Origin of the sequence: uncultured Xanthomonas sp., assembly GCF_964278005.1 — a bacterium.
GTDB lineage: Bacteria > Pseudomonadota > Gammaproteobacteria > Xanthomonadales > Xanthomonadaceae > Xanthomonas_A > Xanthomonas_A sontii.
The window spans coordinates 1-18,008 of record NZ_CAXYKF010000017.1 but is presented as its reverse complement, the minus strand read 5'-3'; the positions used below and the strand labels follow the sequence as shown (position 1 = coordinate 18,008).

At 69.8% G+C, this 18,008-nt stretch carries 16 protein-coding genes; 9 read left to right on the top strand and 7 right to left on the bottom strand.

The genetic code is table 11. The annotated features are described in order from the left end of the window. Positions 1–483: 483 nt before the first annotated feature. Positions 484–1,695, bottom strand: a complete 1,212-nt coding sequence (gene tyrS, locus ACHWVH_RS11970) for a tyrosine--tRNA ligase (RefSeq protein ID WP_152238789.1) — start codon at positions 1,693–1,695, stop codon at positions 484–486. Positions 1,696–1,863: 168 nt separating this feature from the next. Between tyrS and ACHWVH_RS11965 the strand changes: the two genes are divergently transcribed. Then, positions 1,864–3,318 carry a peptidoglycan DD-metalloendopeptidase family protein gene (locus ACHWVH_RS11965; protein WP_394687249.1) on the top strand — a complete coding sequence of 485 codons (1,455 nt, stop codon included), beginning with the start codon at positions 1,864–1,866 and terminating at the stop codon, positions 3,316–3,318. An 89-nt stretch (positions 3,319–3,407) separates the two neighbouring features. Beyond that, a complete protein-coding gene (locus ACHWVH_RS11960; protein WP_267121824.1) occupies positions 3,408–4,535 on the top strand; it encodes an anhydro-N-acetylmuramic acid kinase in 1,128 nt (375 codons plus the stop codon). Between the two features lie 15 nt (positions 4,536–4,550). Here the strand turns inward: ACHWVH_RS11960 and ACHWVH_RS11955 are convergent, their stop codons facing one another. The 3 genes from ACHWVH_RS11955 to ACHWVH_RS11945 all read right to left on the bottom strand — a co-directional run bounded on the left by ACHWVH_RS11955 (position 4,551) and on the right by ACHWVH_RS11945 (position 6,961). Continuing rightward, positions 4,551–4,778: a hypothetical protein gene (locus ACHWVH_RS11955; protein ID WP_026143529.1), complete on the bottom strand. Its 228-nt coding sequence runs from the start codon at positions 4,776–4,778 to the stop codon at positions 4,551–4,553. A 66-nt stretch (positions 4,779–4,844) separates the two neighbouring features. Continuing rightward, a complete protein-coding gene (locus ACHWVH_RS11950) occupies positions 4,845–6,164 on the bottom strand; it encodes an AmpG family muropeptide MFS transporter (RefSeq protein WP_394687248.1) in 1,320 nt (439 codons plus the stop codon). Then, positions 6,161–6,961, bottom strand: a complete 801-nt coding sequence (locus tag ACHWVH_RS11945; protein ID WP_295928990.1) for an exodeoxyribonuclease III — start codon at positions 6,959–6,961, stop codon at positions 6,161–6,163. The genes ACHWVH_RS11950 and ACHWVH_RS11945 overlap by 4 nt, the downstream gene beginning before the upstream one ends. A gap of 129 nt (positions 6,962–7,090) precedes the next feature. Between ACHWVH_RS11945 and pyrE the strand changes: the two genes are divergently transcribed. Continuing rightward, positions 7,091–7,750, top strand: coding sequence for an orotate phosphoribosyltransferase (pyrE, locus tag ACHWVH_RS11940; protein WP_019802407.1), 660 nt, complete (start codon positions 7,091–7,093; stop codon positions 7,748–7,750). An 18-nt stretch (positions 7,751–7,768) separates the two neighbouring features. Next, a complete protein-coding gene (locus ACHWVH_RS11935) occupies positions 7,769–8,440 on the top strand; it encodes a hypothetical protein (RefSeq protein WP_193312657.1) in 672 nt (223 codons plus the stop codon). Between the two features lie 49 nt (positions 8,441–8,489). On the opposite strand, the gene ACHWVH_RS11930 is transcribed toward ACHWVH_RS11935, so the two are convergent. From ACHWVH_RS11930 to coaBC, 3 genes are read right to left on the bottom strand one after another with little or no spacing between them, the layout of a single operon-like run. Further along, entirely contained in the window at positions 8,490–10,826 is a 2,337-nt protein-coding gene (locus tag ACHWVH_RS11930; RefSeq protein WP_394687247.1) for a phosphomannomutase/phosphoglucomutase, read from the bottom strand. Between the two features lie 15 nt (positions 10,827–10,841). Beyond that, positions 10,842–11,312, bottom strand: coding sequence for a dUTP diphosphatase (dut, locus tag ACHWVH_RS11925; protein ID WP_010342059.1), 471 nt, complete (start codon positions 11,310–11,312; stop codon positions 10,842–10,844). Then, complete coding sequence (coaBC, locus tag ACHWVH_RS11920) at positions 11,309–12,586, bottom strand: bifunctional phosphopantothenoylcysteine decarboxylase/phosphopantothenate--cysteine ligase CoaBC (protein ID WP_295928984.1); 1,278 nt, start codon at positions 12,584–12,586, stop codon at positions 11,309–11,311. Before coaBC ends, dut begins: the two co-directional genes overlap by 4 nt. A 96-nt stretch (positions 12,587–12,682) precedes the next feature. Here coaBC and radC point away from each other — a divergent pair, with 96 nt between their 5' ends. The 5 genes from radC to ACHWVH_RS11895 form a co-directional block, all read left to right on the top strand. Next, positions 12,683–13,357 (top strand): DNA repair protein RadC, encoded by a 675-nt coding sequence (radC, locus tag ACHWVH_RS11915; protein WP_017907879.1) that lies wholly within the window; start codon positions 12,683–12,685, stop codon positions 13,355–13,357. A gap of 220 nt (positions 13,358–13,577) precedes the next feature. Next, entirely contained in the window at positions 13,578–15,266 is a 1,689-nt protein-coding gene (gene argS / locus ACHWVH_RS11910; protein ID WP_209032632.1) for an arginine--tRNA ligase, read from the top strand. 15 nt (positions 15,267–15,281) lie between these two features. Next, positions 15,282–16,115, top strand: a complete 834-nt coding sequence (locus ACHWVH_RS11905; RefSeq protein WP_295920555.1) for an SPOR domain-containing protein — start codon at positions 15,282–15,284, stop codon at positions 16,113–16,115. Positions 16,116–16,481: 366 nt separating this feature from the next. Further along, the gene (locus tag ACHWVH_RS11900) at positions 16,482–17,237 is read left to right on the top strand and encodes an SDR family NAD(P)-dependent oxidoreductase (RefSeq protein WP_017917008.1); all 756 of its coding nucleotides are present in this window, start codon (positions 16,482–16,484) and stop codon (positions 17,235–17,237) included. A 250-nt stretch (positions 17,238–17,487) separates the two neighbouring features. After that, on the top strand, positions 17,488–18,008 hold a 521-nt coding region (locus ACHWVH_RS11895), incomplete at its 3' end, for a TonB-dependent receptor plug domain-containing protein (protein ID WP_394687246.1).

The window sequence follows — 18,008 nt, the reverse complement described above, 5'->3', positions numbered from 1 at the left end:
TGTTTCCGTCAACACCTCATTTCGAGGCGGTTGACGCTGGTTCGTCTTCAAACCCGAAGGCTTTTCGTCGAACCGAGCCGCCCATCATAGCGGCTTTTTTCTTGCCGTCAACACCTTTTTGATCAGGTGGTTGACGCCGCTTCTTCGTCCAAACCCGAAGGCTTTTCCTCGAAGCGAGCCGGCCATATTAGCCGACTTTTTCACTTCGTCAACACCTTTTTGAAGAGGTTTTTGACGCCCTTGCCGCGTTGCCGTGAAGGCGTTGCGTCAGGGGAGGGAAAGTATGGCCCCAAATCGGGCGCTTGGGAAGAGGGCGTGAAAACTTTTTTCACTCTCCCGTCGCGGGAGCCCTGTCAGCCCCACCTGCCTTACCGCGCACGCTATTCGGTGAGCGCTGCTTCGCGGCCACTCCCTATATATAGAGAGCAGGCAGCGCCGCACCACCGTCGCCCGATTGCCTGCGCGGCAACCGGGCGGACGATCTCATGCCGCGATGAGCTGTACCCGGGCGAACGTCCGCTTGCCGACCTGCAGGACGCCCTCGAAGCCAGGCGCGAAACTCTGTTGCGGATCTTCCACCACCTCGCCAGCCACGCGCACCGCCCGCTCCTTGAGCTTGCGGCTTGCCTCGGAGTTGCTGGCGGTCAGCCCCGCAGCGGTCAGCAGCGCGGCGATCCGTAGGCCTTCCGCCGGCACGGCGACCTGCTGCAGCGGCAAGGCGCTGGTGTCGCCCTGCCCGGTCACCACGGCGTGCCAGCCGACGATGGCCTGTTCGGCAGCAGCGGCATCGTGGAAACGGGTGGTGAGTTCGCGCGCCAGGCGTAGCTTCACCTCGCGCGGATGCAGGCTGCCGGCCTGCACTTGCTGACGCAGCGCCTGTGCTTCGTTCACGCCGATCTCGAAGGACAGCAGTTCGATCCAGCGCCACATCAGCTCGTCGCCGATCTTCATGGTCTTGGTGACGATGTCGATCGCCGGCTCGCTGATGCCGATGTAGTTGCCCAGCGACTTGGACATCTTGTTGACCCCGTCCAGGCCTTCGAGCAGCGGCATCGTCAGCACGATCTGCGCCGGCTGCCCGTAGTGCTCCTGCAGGCCGCGGCCCATCAGCAGGTTGAACTTCTGGTCGGTGCCGCCCAGCTCGACGTCGGCCTTCAGCGCCACCGAGTCGTAGCCCTGCACCAGCGGGTACAGGAACTCGTGGATGGCAATGGACTGCTGCGCCGCGTAGCGCTTCGCGAAGTCGTCGCGCTCGAGCATGCGCGCCACGGTGTGCTGGCCGGCCAGGCGGATCATGTCGGCCGCGCTCATCTGCCCGAACCATTCGGAGTTGAAGCGGACCTCGGTGCGCTCCCGGTCCAGCACCTTGAACACCTGCTCCTCGTAGGTGCGGGCGTTGGCCAGCACGTCCTCGCGGGTCAGCGGCTTGCGGGTGACGTTCTTGCCGGTGGGGTCGCCGATCATCCCGGTGAAGTCGCCGATCAGGAAGATCACCTGGTGTCCCAGGTCCTGGAACTGGCGCATCTTGTTCAACAGCACGGTGTGACCGATGTGCAGGTCCGGCGCGGTGGGATCGAAGCCGGCCTTGATCCGCAGCGGGCGGCCGCTGCGCAGGCGGGCCTCCAGTTCTTCACGCTTGAGGATTTCGTCGGCACCGCGGCCGATCAGGACAAGGGACTCTTCGATCGTGGACAAAACAGGAACTCCGGCGAATGGCGTCAACAAACGTGAATGGCGTTAAGAGCGAGTTAACCGTGCAGCCAGGTGAAAATCCGAGCCGGCTCAATGGTTTGACGCGCTGTGGAACGATGTTTATGGTAGCCGAGTTTTGAGCTCGCGCTTCGGGCTCGTGAGGAAGCCTTGATGCCCAACAGTGATCAGGAACGCGCGCGCCGGCAGCGGTTCCAGCAACGCCTTCACGTTCTCCACGACACTGCGCTGCATCGCAAGTTGAAGGAACATCTTCCCGCCGGCCGCTGGACGCGTCGCCATTGGATCCACGCCAGCCTGTTCGCCACCATCGGCGCGATGGTCGCCACCATCGTCCCGGGCTTCTCCAACGCCATCGACGTGCCGCTGCAGACCACGCAGGCGACGCTGGCGCTGCCGTTGCCGCCGATCTCGCTTGCCCAGCAACAACAGGCTGCGATCACCGACAACTGGCAGGTGGTGCGGATCGAATCCGGGCAGACCCTGGGTTCGGTGTTCGAGAAGCTCGGCCTCCCCGCCACGGTGATGCAGCGGGTGCTGGACCATCCGGGCACGCACGACGCGCTGACCAAGCTGCGCCCGGGCGCCGAGATCGGCTTCGACCTGGCGACGTCGGGCGACCTGCGCGCCCTGCGCTTCGATCGCGACGCCACCCACCGGGTGGAACTGTCGCTGCTGGGCGACGACATCAAGGAAAAGGTGATCGAGCGCGAGACCAGCACGCGCACCGTGGTCACCAGCGGCGAGATCACCAGCTCGCTGTACGTGGCCGCGCGCAAGGCCGGGCTGTCGCCGTCGGCGATCGCGACGATGACCGACGAGATCTTCAAGTACGACATCGACTTCGACAAGGACCTGCAGCCGGGCGATCGCTTCAGCGTGGTCATGGACGAGACCTGGCGCGAAGGCGAGCGCATCGACACCAGCAAGATCCTGGCGGCGACGTTCACCACCCGCGGCAAGACCTACAGCGGCTTCCGCTTCGAGCGCGGCGGCAAGCCGGCCGAGTACTTCGACGTGACCGGGCGGCCGCTGAAGAAGAGCTTCATCCGCATGCCGGTGTCCTATAGCCGCATCAGCTCCACCTTCGGCGCGCGCAAGCACCCGGTGCTGGGCACCATGCGCATGCACAAGGGCATCGACTACGCGGCGCCGACCGGCACGCCGATCATGGCCGCCGGCGATGCGCGGGTGCAGTTCGTGGGCACCCAGCGCGGCTACGGCAACGTGGTGATCCTGGACCATGGCAAGGGCTACAGCACGCTGTACGGACACATGTCGCGCTTCGGCGGCATCAAGGCCGGCCAGCGCATCAACCAGGGCACGGTGATCGGCTACGTCGGCATGACCGGCATGGCTACCGGTCCGCACCTGCACTACGAATTCCGCGTGGACGGGGTGCAGCGCAACCCGGCCTCGGTGACGATGCCGCCGCCGACCCCGCTGGCCGGCGCCGAGCTGGCCGCGTTCCGCGCGCAGACCTCGCCGGCGCTGGCGCGCATCCAGCGTGTGGAGAAGCTGATCTACGCCGATGCCGGCGAGCCGGACGCGAAGAAGAAGAAGGTCGTCGCCTCGTCCAAGGCCGCCAGCTCGCACGACGCCGGCTGAGTACTGGCGTCCGCTTGCGCCGCGCCGCGCATTGACGGGCGGCGGCGCCTGGCCCACGCTGCGGCGCCAACCGCCGCCTGGTGCCTAGCATGTCTTCTTCCGTTGTTTCCGACGACGCCCTGTTCCTGGGCCTGATGTCCGGCACCAGCGCCGACGGCATCGATGCCGCGCTGGTGCGCTTCGGTCACGACGGCAACCCGCATCTGCAGTTGGGCCGCACCTATGCCTGGGCACCGCAGCAGCGCGCGGCGCTGATCGCGCTGGGCGAAGGCGGCGACATCGCCTCGCTGGACGCGCTGGGGCAGCTCGATGCCGAGGTCGCGATCGCCTTCGCCGAGGCGGCGCTGCGCCTGCTCGACGACGCTGGGGTGGCGCCGGCCGCGGTGCGCGCGATCGGGTCGCACGGGCAGACCGTGCGCCATCGCCCGCTGGCCGACCCCGCCTTCACCTGGCAGCTCGGCGACGGCAACCGCATCGCCGAACTGACCGGCATCGCCACGGTCTGCGACTTCCGCCGCCGCGACGTCGCCGCCGGCGGCCATGGCGCACCACTGATGCCGGCCTTTCATGCGGCGATGCTGGGGGCGGCGCACGAGGACCGGGCCGTGCTCAACCTCGGCGGCATCGGCAACCTGACCTTGCTGCCGGCGCACGGCGCGGTGCGCGGGTTCGACACCGGCCCGGCCAACGCGCTGCTCGATGCCTGGTGCCAACGCCATCGCGGCCAGCCCTACGATGCGGGCGGCGCGTTCGCCGCCAGCGGCGCGGTCGACGCCGACCTGTTGCAGCGCCTGCTGGCCGATCCCTGGTTCGCGCTGCCGCCGCCCAAGAGCACCGGGCGCGAGCAGTTCCACCTGCGCTGGCTGGAGGCCTGCCTGGACACCCCGGCGCCGGCGCCGGCCGCGGTGCAGGCGACGCTGCTGGAACTGACCGCGGCCACCGTCGCCGACGCGCTGCTGGCGCGGCAGCCGGCGACCCGGCAGTTGCTGGTGTGCGGCGGCGGCGTGCACAACCCGCTGTTGCTGGCGCGGCTGCAGGCGCGCTTGCCGGGGGTGCAGGTGCACTCGACCCAGGCACAGGGCCTGGACCCGGACTACATCGAAGCGATGGGCTTCGCCTGGCTGGCCCGGCAGACCCTGGCCGGGCTGCCGGGCAACCTGCCGTCGGTCAGCGGCGCGCGCGGGCCGCGCATCCTCGGCGCGATCCACCCTGCGTAAGCGAGGCGTCGGGATTCAGAAACCGCTGCCGGCCGGCAGCGCGCGCAGGGCCGCGATCGCCTCCGACAGCGCATCCACCTCGCGGTGCTCGAACCCGCTGCGCACGTCGTGCTCGCTGGAGAACAGGCCCTGCTCGATCAGCGCCAGCACCGCCTGGCGCTGGGTCCAGCCGCGCGCGACGGCGATGCGGCGGATGCGTTCGAGCAGGAACGGGTCGATATCGCGCAACACAAGGTCGCTCATGCGGACTCCCGGGCGGCGGCGCACTGTATGCACCGCTGCCCATCATCCGCGCCCGGGGGCGCCCTTTCAATCGCCCGGCGGCAGCGCTGGGGGCGTCTGTTCCCGGATCCGCGGCCACAGCCAGGCCAGCAGCAGCAGGGTCGGGATCACGGTGAAGGCGCTGAGCACGAAGAAGGTGCTGTAGGAGGTGGCTTCGACGATGTAGCCGGAGACGCCGCCGACGAACTTGCCCGGCAGGTTGGCCAGCGACACCAGCAGCGCGTACTGGGTGGCGGTGAAGTTGCGGTCGGTCAGCGAGGACATGAAGGCGACCAGCACGGTGCCGGCGAAGCCCTGGAACAGGTTGTCGGCGCTGAGCGCGGCATAGAACGACCAGAGCTGGCCAGGGTTGTGCGCCATCAGCAGGAACGCCAGGTTAGACAGCGCCACGCCCAGCGCGGCGACCAGCAACATGCGCCGGAAGCCGAAGGCGGCCACCGCCAGGCCGCCGGCGAAAGCTCCGGCGATCCCCATCCAGACCCCGAACAGCTTGGAGACGGTGGCGATGTCGGCCTTGTCGAAGCCCGAATCCAGGTAGAACGGGCCGGACATCACCCCGATCACCTGGTCGGGGAACTTGAACAGGCCCACGAACAGCAGCAGCGCCAGCCCCAGCGCCAGGCCATTACTGGAAAAGAAGCTGGAGATTGGCTGCCAGAACGCGCCGACCACGTCGATCTTGCGCACCACCGTCGAGGCCGGCACCTCCGGCTCGCGGCACACCAGGGTGGTGACGATCGGCAGCAGCATCAGCCCGGCCATGACCAGGTAGGCCAACGTCCAGTTGCCGAACTGCGCCAGGTACAGCGCGCCGGCGCCGGACAGGATCAGGCCGATGCGGTAGCCGAAGGTGTAGGTCGCGGCGAGCGCGGCCTGCGCCGACGGCGGCGCGATCTCGATGCGGTAGGCGTCCACCACCGAGTCCTGGGTGGCACCGGCAAAGGAGGCGATCAACACCCACAGCACCAGCGCGGCCACGCCCAGCTCCGGACGGGTGAACGCCAGCGCCACCAGGCCGACCGCCACGCCCAGCTGCGCGACCAGCAGCCACGAGCGGCGCCGGCCGAGGAAGCCGAACAGCGGGAAGCGGTAGCGATCCAGCAGCGGCGCCCACAGGAACTTGAGCAGGTAAAAGAAGCTGGCCAGGCTGATCAGGCCGATGCTGCCCAGGTCCAGGCCGACGTCGCGCAGGCGCGTGGACAGGGTCTGCGAGGCGATCAGCAGGAACGGCAGGCCGCTGCCGAAGCCCAACAGCGCCATCGTTGCCGCCGACGGCGTGGCGAAGGCGCGCCTGATCCCGGCCCAGCCCTTGTAGGACACCGGCGCCGCGGCAGCACCGCCGCTCATTCGCGGTAGTCCACCGTGAACGGCGCGTGGTCGGAGAAGCGCTGCGCGGTATAGATCGAACAGCCCTGCAGGCGCTCGCGCAGGGTCGGGGTGACGAACTGGTAGTCGATGCGCCAACCGACGTCGTTGGCGCGTGCCGCGCCGCGGTTGCTCCACCAAGTGTAGTCCTGGCCGTCCGGATGCAGCGCGCGGTAGGCGTCGACCCAGCCGCGGCCGCTGGCCGCATCGGCCTCGTCGGCGCGGTCGGCGCACAGGCCGTTGAGCCAGTCGCGCTCGGCCGGCAGGCAGCCGGAGTTCTTCTGGTTCGACTTCCAGTTCTTGATGTCCAGCGCCGAGCGCACGATGTTCCAGTCGCCGCACAGCACGTAGTCGCGGTCGCTGTGCAGCCACTCCACCAGGATCGGCCGCAGCCAGTCCATGACCTGGAACTTGTAGCCCTGGCGCAGCTCGCCGGAGGACCCGGAAGGAATGTAGAAGGACACCACGCTCAGATTGCCGAAGCGCGCCTCGATGTAGCGGCCCTCCTCGTCGAACTCGGGCCAGCCCAGCGCGGTCCGCACCTCGTCCGGCTCGCGCTTGCTGTAGATGGCCACGCCGCTGTAGCCCTTCTTGGTGCTGGCATCGCGGAACCAGACCCGGTAGCCGTCCGGCAGGAACGCCGGCCCGGCCAGCTGATGCTCCTGCGCCTTGGTCTCCTGCACGCACAGCACATCCGCCTGCTGGGTGGCGAACCACTCGAAAAAGCCCTTGGTGGCGGCCGACCGCAGGCCGTTGGCGTTGAAGCTGATGATGCGCATGGAAGAGCCGGAAATGGGGAAAGGGGAATAGGGAATGGTGAAAAGCATAGCGGTTGTTCCGTCTTCGCGGTCCTGCTGGGGTACGCTTTATCGATTCCCTGTTCCCGTTTCCCCATTCCCGGCCCCCCAATGACCGACTACCGGCACCGTTTCCTGCAACTGGCCCTGGACGCGGAGGCGCTGCGCTTCGGCGAGTTCACGCTGAAGTCCGGGCGCCTCAGTCCGTATTTCTTCAATGCCGGGCGCTTCGATTCCGGCGCCAGCATGGCGCGGCTGGCGGCATGCTACGCCGATGCGGCCGACGCCGCCGGGCTCGACTTCGACCTGCTGTTCGGCCCTGCCTACAAGGGCATTCCGCTGGCGACGGCGGTGGCCTGCGAGTACGCGCGGCGCGGGCGCGATTTGCCGCTGGCGTTCAACCGCAAGGAAGCCAAGGCGCACGGCGAAGGCGGCAGCCTGATCGGCGCGCCGCTGGCCGGCCGCCGGGTGCTGATCGTGGACGACGTGATCACCGCCGGCACCGCGATCCGCGAGGCGCTGGGCATCATCCGCGCCGCCGGCGGCGAACCGGCCGCGATCCTGGTCGCGCTGGACCGCCAGGAGATCGCCGCCGAGGACGACCGCCGCTCGGCGGCGCAGGCGGTGGCCGCAGAAGCCGGCGTTCCTGTGGTCTCGGTCGCGCATCTGGGCGACCTGCTTGCATTCATCGACGGAAACGCAGACCTTGTCGGCTTCCGCGAACCGCTGCTGGCCTACCGGGCCCGCTACGGTTGCGCTTCGTCTGGCTGACAGCAGGGGGCTGCCACGATGCCGATCCGATCACGCACCCGCGTCCTGCCGGCCGTGTTGGCGCTGCTGGCCTTGCCGGTCGCCGCGCAACAGGCGTCGGCGCCGTCCAAGAAGCTGTACTGCTGGAACCAGGGCGGCCAACGTACCTGCAGCGATGCGTTGCCGCCGGAAGCGGTGAACCAGGCACGCGACGAGTTCAACGCCACCAGCGGCATGCGCAGCGCCGAGGTCGGGCGTGCGCTCAATGCCGAGGAACGCGCCGCGGCCGCGGCCGATGCCGCGCAGCAGCGCGCCGACCAGGCCGCGCTGGAGACGCGCAAGCGCACCGACCAGGCGATGCTGCTGTCGTACCAGACCGAGGACGAACTGCGCCGGGTGTTCGCCGAGCGCATCGGCATTGTCGACAACAACATCAACACCGCCCGCTACAACGTCGACAGCCTGCGCCAGGGTCTGATCGGCCTGCTGTCCGGCGCCGGCGCGCGCGAACTGGCCGGGCAGAGCGTGCCGGCCAAGACCGCCGACGACGTGCAGCAGCGGCACCGCGCCCTGCTGTGGCAACTGCGCATGCAGAAGAACTTCGAACAGCAGCGGCTCGGCCTGGATCAGGAAATCGAGGACGTGCTGCAGCGCTATCGCGCGGCCCGGGGCAACGGCCCGGCACAGTCCGCGACCACCGCCGGCGGCTGAGCCGTCGCACACCCCGGCGCCCGGACCAGGCCGGGCCCGCGACGCCGCCTCAGAAGGTCGGCGCCAGGCCCGGCAGCACCGCCTGCAGCTGGGCGCGGAACAGCGCCTTGATCCGCTCCAGCGCCGCCGCGTTGTCGGCTTCGAAGCGCAGCACCAGCACCGGCGTGGTGTTGGAGGCGCGCACCAGGCCCCAGCCATCCGGGAAGTCGGCGCGCAGCCCGTCGATGGTCAGCAGCCGCGCGCCGGCGAACGGCGAGCCCTCCTGCTGCGCCTGGGCGACCAGCTCGGCGACCAGCGCATGCGCGTCCTGCCCGTCCACCGGCAGCTTGATCTCCGGCGTGGCCACGCTGTCGGGCAGTTCGGCCAGCACCTCCGACGGCGATTCCTCGCGCTGGGCCAGGATCTCCAGCAACCGCGCCGCCGCGTACAGGCCGTCGTCGAAGCCGTACCAGCGCTCCTTGAAGAAGAAGTGGCCGCTCATCTCGCCGGCCAGTTCGGCGTCGGTCTCGCGCATCTTCGCCTTGATCAGCGAATGCCCGGTCTTCCACACCAGCGGGCTGCCGCCGTTGCGCAGCACGTAGTCGGACAGCTTGCCGGTGCACTTGACGTCGTAGATCACCAGCGCGCCAGGATTGCGTTGCAGCACGTCGGCGGCGAACAGCATCAGCAGGCGGTCCGGGTAGATCACCGTGCCTTCCTTGGTGACCACGCCGAGGCGGTCGGCGTCGCCGTCGAAGGCCACGCCCAGGTCGGCGTCGAAGCGCCGCACCGTCTGCACCAGATCCTCGAGGTTGTGCGGCTCGCTGGGATCGGGATGGTGGTTGGGGAAGGTGCCGTCGACGTCGCAATACAGCGGCACGACCTCGGCGCCGATCGCTTCCAGCAGGCGCGGCGCCAGTTCGCCACCGACGCCGTTGCCGGCATCGGCCACCACCTTGAGCGGGCGGTCCAGCTGCACGTCGTCGGCGATGCGCTGGATGTAGTCGTCGCCGACATCGCGTTGCTGCAGCCGGCCCGGCTCCTCGGCCGTGGGCAGGCGACCGGCGCTGATCCGCGCGTACAGGTCGGCGATGGCGGCGCCGGACAGGGTCTCGCCGCCGACCACGATCTTGAAGCCGTTGTAGTCGGCGGGGTTGTGGCTGCCGGTCACCGCCACGCAGCTGCCGGCGCGCAGGTGGTAGGCGGCGAAGTAGACCACCGGGGTCGGCGCCAGGCCGATGTCGGTGACATGGCAGCCGGCGCGGCGTAGGCCTTCGATCAGTGCGGCCGACAGCTCCGGCCCGGACAGGCGGCCATCGCGGCCGACCACCACCTCGTTGAGCCCCTGCTCCTGCATCACCGCGCCGATCGCCTGGCCGATCAGCGCCGCGACCTGCGGGCTGAGGTCGCGCCCGACCACGCCGCGGATGTCGTAGGCGCGGAAGATCTCCGGCGCCACCGCGAACGCCGGCACCGGCTTGGCCGGCGCGGTGTCCTCGGCGGTGGACGAAGGCGGCGGGGGCGGCTCCTGGCGTTGCAGGCTCTGCTGCAGGGTGTGTTCTTCGGCCACCGCCGGGCCGGCGCGGCGCACCCGCGGCTGCGGCAGGCGCCCGCGCGCGGCCAGCAACAACAGCGCGCCCAGCACCAGGCACAGGGCGGCGACCAGCAGGCAGGGCAGTGCGCCCAGCCCCAGCGGACCGGCTTCGGTATCCGGCAGCGAGGCGACCATGCGCAGGCCGCTGTCGCCGACCGGGCGCGACATCGCGTCGGCGCGATCGTGCAGCGCATTGTCGCCGGCGGCGATCACGTCGTAGCCGCCCTGGCGCAGGGCCAGATAGCCGGTGCCCGGCACCGATGCCTGCGCGACCGGGTCGGTCAGCAGCGCCAGTGGCAGGCGCAGGTACACCACCCCGGCGTTGCCGCCCAGCGAGACCGGCGCGGCCAGGCCCAGCCGCGGGCCGCCGCCGTCGCGGATCACCGCGCTGGCGAGCTTGCCGGTCATCAGCGCCTTCTCCAGCAGCGCCAGGCGGCCGTAGCCGAAGTGCGCCACATCGGTGTAGCCCGGCTCCAGGTCGGCCGGCAGCACCTGCGCGTCCTCGGCCTGCGCCCAGTCCGCACGCAGCGCCTGGGCGGCGGCCGCGGCGTCGCCGCGGCGCAGGGCCGCCTGCACGGCCGGCTGCTGCAGGCGTTCGGACAGGCGTTTGCCCACGCCCGCCAGCGCCTGCTGGGTCTGCGTCACCGCGGCATCGCGCGCCTGCTCCAGGGCGGCGGCGGCCTGCTCGGCGCGCCATTGCTCGACCCCGCTCCAGCCGAACCAGACCACCAACAGCACCAGCAGCACCGTCAGCAGAGGCGCCACCTTGCGCAAACCCTGCGGCACCGGCCGCGCTTGTGTTGCCTCGCTCATGCAGACGATCCCCTGTCAGCGCACTCCGGTATGGCCGAATCCACCCGTTCCCCTGGCGCTGTCGGCGAAAGTATCCACCACCTGCAGGGCGACACGCACGACCGGCATCACCACCAGCTGCGCGATGCGGTCGCCGGGGGCAATGGTGAAGTCCTCGCGGCCGCGATTCCAGACGCTGATCAGCAGCGGCCCCTGGTAATCGGCGTCGATCAGGCCGGTGCCGTTGCCGAGCACGATGCCGTGGCGGTGGCCCAGGCCCGAGCGCGGCAGCACCACCGCGCACAGCTGCGGATCGGCGATGTAGATGGACAGGCCGCTGGGGATCAGCGCGGTGTCGCCCGGCGCCAGGGTCAGCGGCGCCTCGGTGGCCGCGCGCAGGTCGAGCCCGGCGCTGGCTTCGGTGGCGTAGTCGGGCAGCGGCCAGCTGTCGCCGAAGCGCGGATCCAGCAGCTTCACCTGCAGCGGATGGGGCGTGGGAGTGCTCATGCGTGCAGCCTCTGCGCGATCAGGTCCAGCAGTTGTTCGGCCAGCTGCGTCTTGGAGACCGCCGGGAAGTCGCGTTCGCCATCCTGCCAATAGGCGGTGGCCGCGTTCTGGTCGCTCTCGAAGCCGTTGCCGGCCACCCCCACCCGGTTGGCCACGATCAGGTCCAGGTGCTTGTCGGCGAGTTTGCCACGGGCATAGCGCTCGATGTCGTGGGTCTCGGCGGCGAAGCCGACTACCAGCTTCAGCGCCTGGGTCTGCGCGGCGACCTCGGCCAGGATGTCCGGAGTGCGGGTCAGTTCGAGGGTAAGCGTCTCGCCGCTCTTCTTGATCTTCTGCGCCGCCACCTGTTTTGGCGTGTAATCGGCGACCGCGGCGGTGCCGATGTAGATGTCCGCCGGCAGCGCGCCGAGCACCGCCTCGCGCATCTGCGCGGCCGAGCGCACGTCGATGCGCTGCACGCCGTCGGGCGTAGACAAATGCACCGGACCGCTGACCAGCACCACCTCGGCGCCTTGCCGGACCGCGGCCGCGGCCAGCGCATAGCCCATCTTGCCGCTGCTGCGGTTGCCCAGGTAACGCACCGGATCCAGGTCTTCGTAGGTGGGGCCTGCGCTGATCACCACGCGCAGGCCGCGCAGGGCGGCAGTGCCGGTGCCCGCGCTGGAACGCGCCGGGACGGCGGCCACGGCCGGCTTGGCCGACGCGGCGCTCTGGTCGTTGCGCCCAACGAGCGCGGCGACGATCTGCTCCGGTTCGGCCAGGCGTCCGGGGCCGGACTCGCCTTCGGCCAGCGGGCCGTCGTTCGGGCCGACCACCTGAGCGCCGCGCGCGCGCAGGGTGGCGATGTTGGCCTGGGTGGCCGGATGCAGCCACATGCGGTGGTTCATCGCCGGGCACACGGTGAGCGGTGCGGTGCTGGCCAGGCACAGCGTGCCCACCAGGTCGTCGGCCAGCCCGTGCGCCAGGCGCGCCAGCAGGTCGGCAGTGGCCGGGGCCACCACCACCTGCTCGGCCCAGCGGGCCAGTTCCAGGTGACCCATCGCCTGCTCGGCGCCACTGTCCCAGAGCGTGGTGCGGGTGAGATGGCCGGACAGCGCCTGGAAGCTCAGCGGGGTGACGAACTGCTGCGCGCCGGCGGTCATCGCCACCTGCACCTCGGCGCCGGCGTCGCGCAGGCGCCGCACCAGTTCCAGCGCCTTGTAGGCGGCGATTCCCCCGCCGACGCACAACAGCACACGTCGCCCCGGCAGGGGCCTCTCGAAAATCGCGGTCACGTCGGGAATGTCCTACCCATACAAGGACGATTAGCTTACCCGATGGTTTTTGGCGGCCTGATACCGTTGCGCCATGTCGGCCGGCACCCTGGCGATATGCACATCTCCGACTGGCCCTGCGAAGAACGTCCCCGGGAAAAGCTGCTGGCACGCGGTCCCCGGGCCCTTTCCGACGCCGAACTGCTGGCGATCTTTCTCGGCTCCGGCCTGCCCGGCAGCGACGCGGTGCGCACCTCGCGCGACCTGCTGCAGCGGCACGGGCCGTTGCGCACGCTGCTGGACCGGTCGCCCGGCGACCTGGTACGCCTGCCCGGGCTGGGCCCGGCGCGGGCCTGCCAGCTGTCGGCGGCGCTGGAGCTGGGCCAGCGCCACCTGGCCGCGGAACTGCAGCGCGGCGACACCCTCAGCAACCCGATCACCGCCGGCCGCTACTTCGCGCAACGCCTGCGGGCGCGGCCGTACGAGGTGTTCGCCGCCCTGTTCCTGGACACCCGGCACCGCTGGCTGGCGTTCGAGGAGCTGTTCCAGGGCACGCTGGACGGCGCCGAGGTGCATCCGCGCGAGGTGGTGCGGCGTGCGCTCACGCTCAACGCCGCTGCGGTGATCATCGGCCACAACCACCCGTCCGGAAACCCGGAACCCTCGCCCGCCGACCGCGCCGTCACCGAGCGGCTGAAACAGGCGCTGGACCTGATCGACGTGCGCCTGCTCGACCACTTCATCGTCGGCGACGGCGTGCCTGTCTCGATGGCCTCGCGCGGCTGGGCCTGAACCGAGGCGGCGGCCGGGCGTGCCATGTCGCGGGACGCCGATCCCGGCGAGGCCGGCTCCAGGCCACGCGGGCGGTCAGCCGGCCCAGGCCAGGGCGCAGGCGCAGGCGCGGGCGCGTGCTGGTCGCGGCGTCGCGGCTGAGGTCGGGCTGAACCCGGGACGGGCCGGGAGGCGGCGGGTCGGGTAAAATCGCCGGTTCCGCGCTTCAAGTAGAGATCTCGTGAAATCCCAACTCCGCGCCCTGATCGGTCAAGGCATCGAAGCCTTGCGCGCCAATGGCACCCTGCCGGCCGACACCCTGCCGCCGGACTTCGTGGTCGAGCGGCCCAAGACCCGCGAGCACGGCGACTTCGCCACCAACGCGGCGATGCTGCTGGCCAAGGCCGCGCGCACCAATCCGCGCGCCCTCGCCCAGCAACTGGTGGACGCGCTGCCGGCCAACGACGACGTCAGCAAGGTCGAGATCGCCGGCCCCGGCTTCATCAATTTCCATCTCGGTCCCGGCGCCTATCAGCGCGAGGTGCTGGCGGTGCTCAAGCAGGGCGAGGACTACGGCCGCAGCCTGGTCGGCAACGGCCGCACCGTGGGCGTGGAGTACGTCTCGGCCAACCCGACCGGGCCGCTGCACGTCGGCCACGGCCGCGCGGCGGCCATCGGCGACTGCCTGGCGCGTCTGCTCGAGGCCAACGGCTGGAATGCCAAGCGCGAGTTCTACTACAACGACGGCGGCAACCAGATCGAGAACCTGGCGCGCTCGGTGCAGGCGCGCGCTTTGGGCAAGACGCCCGACAGCCCCGACTGGCCGGAAGAAGGCTACCGCGGCGACTACATCCAGGACGTGGCCGACGCCTACATGGCCGGCGCTGCGGTCGACCTGGAAGGCCATGTGGTCACCGGCGCCAAGGATCCGCAGGACCTCGATGCGATCCGCCGCTTCGCCGTGGCCTATCTGCGCAACGAGCAGAACCACGACCTGGCCGCGTTCGGCGTGGATTTCGACATCTACTTCCTGGAAAGCTCGCTGTACCGCGACGGCAAGGTCGAGGAGGCGGTGCAGAAGCTGATCACCTCCGGCCATACCTACGAAGAGGGCGGCGCGCTGTGGCTGAAATCCACCGATTTCGGCGACGACAAGGACCGCGTGATGCGCAAGTCCGACGGCACCTACACCTACTTCGTGCCGGACGTGGCCTACCACCTGAGCAAGTGGCAGCGCGGCTACGTGCGCGCCATCACCGAACTGGGCGCCGACCACCACGGCTCGCTGGCGCGCGTGCGTGCCGGCCTGCAGGCGATGGACCTGGGCATCCCCAAGGGTTGGCCGGAGTACGTGCTGCACCAGATGGTCACGGTGATGCGCGGCGGCGAGGAAGTGAAGCTGTCCAAGCGCGCCGGCAGCTACCTGACCCTGCGCGACCTGATCGAGGAAGCCGGCCGCGACGCCACGCGCTGGTTCCTGATCGCGCGCAAGCCCGATTCCCAGCTCACCTTCGACATCGACCTGGCGCGCCAGCAGAGCAACGACAACCCGGTGTTCTACGTGCAGTACGCGCATGCCCGGGTGTGCAGCCTGCTGCGCCAGGCGCAGGAGAAGAAGCTGGACTACGACCAGGCCGATGGCCAGGCGCAACTGAACCGGCTCAGCGACGCGACCTCGCTGGAACTGATGCAGGAACTCTCGCGCTACCCGGAAGTGGTGGAGAATGCGGGGCATGCGCTGGAGCCGCATCTGATCGCGCAATACCTGCGCGAACTGGCGACGGCCTTCCACACCTGGTACCACGGCACCCCGGTGCTGGTGGACGACGCCGGCGAACGCAACGCCAAGCTGACCCTGGCGGTGGCGGCGCAGCAGGTGCTGGCGAACGGTCTGAATCTCCTGGGCGTCTCGGCCCCGGAAAAAATGTGAGTGGAGAAGCGGTAAATGGCAGCACGACGCGGTAAGACCCAGGCCCGGCGCAACAGCGGCAACGGCACGCCCGGGTGGGTGTGGCTGATCGCCGGCGCGGCGATCGCCGCGGTGGTGTTCCTCGGCGCTCCGGGGCTGTTCAAGAAGGACGGCGACTTCCTGCGCGTGGGCGGCCCGCGCGCCAATCCGGATGCGCAACCGGCGCCGGTGGCCGATGCCGACGTCGATGCGGCCCCGGACCTGCCCAAGCCCGCCGCCAACGCGGCCGGCAGCACCAAGCCGGAAGCGAAGAAGGACGCGCAGACCCAGTACGACTTCTACACCCTGCTGCCCGGCAAGGAAGTGCAGATGTCCGACGCCGAACTGGCCGCCAGCGCGCGCGCCGAGGCCATTCGCCAGGCCAAGGCGCAGGCCGCTGCAGGCACGGCCGCCACCGGCACCACTCCGGCCGCGGTCGCCACCGCACCGACCGCGACGGCGGCCAACCCGACCCCGCTGCCGGAGACGCCGAGCGCGGCCGCCAGCGCCCCCGCCGCCGCCAAGCCGGCGGCCACCACGACAACGCCGGCCGCGACCACCGCACCGGCGACTGCCGCGGCGGCGGCCGCGCCCGACAACGCGCGCTACATCCTGCAGGCCGGCTCGTTCGGCGCCTCCGGCGACGCCGAGTCGACCAAGGCCAAGCTGGCGATGCTGGGCCTGTCGGCGCGCGTGGAATCGGCGCAGATCAGCGGCAAGACCGTCTACCGCGTGCGCATGGGGCCCTACGGCACCGCCAGCGAACTGGCCGAGGCCAAGCAGAAGTTGAACGGCAGCGGGCTGTCGGCGATCGCGATCAAGGCGCAGTGAGGCTGGGATTGGGGAATCGGGATTGGGGAATGGGTGAAGCGGCTTTCTTGCCGTTTTCACCTGTACGTGCGCGCATGGGTTGTTGCTGCTGACATTGGGCCGCGTTGGCTTGATATGACGTTGCAGTTCCACGGCAGCGTGCTGCCGGCGACTACGCAAAAGAATTAGCAGCCAGGGAATCTGGAATGGGGACGCGAGCACGTCCCGTTCCGCGCGACGAGGCCTGAAGACGCTTCGGATCCGCGCGCTGTCGCGTCATCAACCACCGAAGCCGACTTCCCCCGCGGGCACACGCGCTGTCGACGCGCGCGACCGGGTTTTGCTTTTACCATTCCCGATTCCCCACTCCCCATTTCCGGCCCCCCAATGACTCAGACCGCCCTGATCACCGGCGCCACCTCCGGTTTCGGCGCTGCCGCCGTGCGCCGCTTCGTCGATGCCGGCTGGCGCGTGATCGCCACCGGCCGCCGCGCCGAGCGCCTGCAGCCGCTGCTGGACGCCTTCGGCGCCGAGCGCGTGCACATCGCCGCCTTCGACATCCGCGACACCGACGCGCTGGACGCGATGCTGGCGGCGCTGCCCGAGGCGTTCCGCGGCATCGACCTGCTGGTCAACAACGCCGGCCTGGCCCAGGGCACCGCGCCGGCGCAGGCCGCGCAACTGGACGACTGGCGCACGATGATCGACACCAACATCACCGCGCTGGTGACGCTGACCCATCGCCTGCTGCCGACGCTGATCCAGCGCCGCGGCGCGATCATCAACATCAGCTCGGTCGCCGCGCTGTACCCCTACCCCGGCGGCAACACCTACGGCGGCACCAAGGCCTTCGTCAGCCAGTTCTCGCTGGGCCTGCGCTCGGATCTGCATGGCACCGGCGTGCGCGTCACCGCGATCGAACCCGGCATGGCCGAGACCGAGTTCACCCTGGTCCGCACCCATGGCGACCAGAAGGCCTCGGACACGCTCTACCAGGGTGCGCAGCCGATGACCGCCGAGGACATCGCCGAACAGATCTTCTGGGTGGCGACGCTGCCGCCGCATCTGAACATCAATCGATTGGAAATCATGCCGGTGACGCAGTCCTTCGCCGGCTTCCAGGTCGCGCGGCAACCGGCCTGAACGGCCGCGGGGCCGCTCCGCGCGGCCCCGCCAGGTCCCGTCTCTCTCGCGCCCACGCCGCGAAGGCCCTCTGCCGCACGGTCGGGCGGACGCTTGTCGCGCCGGCCTGCTGGCGATTCCGACAACTTCTTAACGAAATGATATAACATCACTCAATCGGAGCCGCGTTCGTACGTCGGACCGCGCACCACCCGCTCGCCCGCAGCCCAGCCGCTGCCGCCAGTCTCCACTCCCCTTGTCCGCAGCCACCATGAAGACCTACACCCATGCCCTCGCCGTGCTGGCCGGGCTCGCGGCCGGCGACGGCGCCGCGCAGACGACACCCGACACCACCACCACGCTCGGCACCGTGGAAGCGCGGCGCCACAGCGCCGCCTCGCTGTCCACGCGCAACATCCTCAGCTCGGTCGACGTGCTCGGCAGCGAGCAGATCGCCGACAAGCAGGTCATGAACAGCTGGGAGTTGCTGGGGCAGATGCCCGGCATGCAGCTCACCGAAACCCGGCAGGGTGCCGAGTCCGGCAAGGTCACCTTCCGCGCTTTCAACGGCGAGGGCTACATCAACGGCATCAAGGTGCTGATCGACGGCGTGCCGAGCAACGTCAACAGCGGCAACCAACGCTTCATCGACATGATCTTCCCGCTGGAGATCGCCTACATCGAGGTGGTGCGCGGCACCAACGATCCGCGCTACGGCCTGCACAACATCGGCGGCAACTTCAACATCGCCACCCGCCAGGGCGGCGACTACCAGGACCTGCGGCTGAGCTA